Source organism: Vibrio sp. 378 (assembly GCF_033339435.1).
This window is the reverse complement of sequence record NZ_JAWOUO010000815.1, coordinates 1-598: the sequence shown is the minus strand read 5'-3', so window position 1 is coordinate 598 and position 598 is coordinate 1. Positions and strand designations below refer to the sequence as shown.

Below are 598 nucleotides of genomic sequence, written 5' to 3'. Positions count from 1 at the left end.
TTCGTTGAGTTTTTTTCGCCCATGCGCACGCAACCTCATCCCATTGAGCTGGTCGCTTGGCGCATTTTCAGGATCAACCGCTTGCACACGCTGAGTCACAACGCGCGAAAGCGTAATCATGTCATTCGCCGCAAACTGCACGTGCGGATTACCATGCGCATGAATGTCACCCATACTGCGATCCACATGTTGATGTGTATCCAGCATACGTACAAAACTGGCAGCGTAAATCATGCTTTTTGCCCCATTTTGCACCGCAGCATTTGAGCTTCGTGCCTGTAGCATAGGCAACCACCCTACTTCTAGCTCTGCTCCAGAACACATAGCCAAATCGGCTTGACGCATTTTCGCAATCAACGAAGGGCGAGCTTGCACGTAATGTGGATCTTGTTTATCGGTAGTAGCAGAATAGATATTTGCTTCTGGAGCGTGGCGTTGCAATAAAGCTTTCCATTCCGGCTCACAAACAAAAATATCCAAAGCCCATGTTGGAGAAGAAACAATGGCAGCAATCGCTGCCATTGTGCCTAAACCTTTAGAGATAAAGGTTAATGACTTAGAACGCATGAGCACCGTGCGCCCCAAAAGTCATGACGTA

At 48.2% G+C, this 598-nt stretch carries 1 protein-coding gene; it reads right to left on the bottom strand.

Going from position 1 to position 598, the window contains the following annotated elements; genetic code table 11:
* Positions 1–567, bottom strand: a 567-nt coding sequence (locus R7Q48_RS29005; RefSeq protein WP_318133812.1) for a metal ABC transporter solute-binding protein, Zn/Mn family, incomplete at its 3' end; no start/stop codon positions are given.
* Between the last annotated feature and the right edge of the window lie 31 nt (positions 568–598).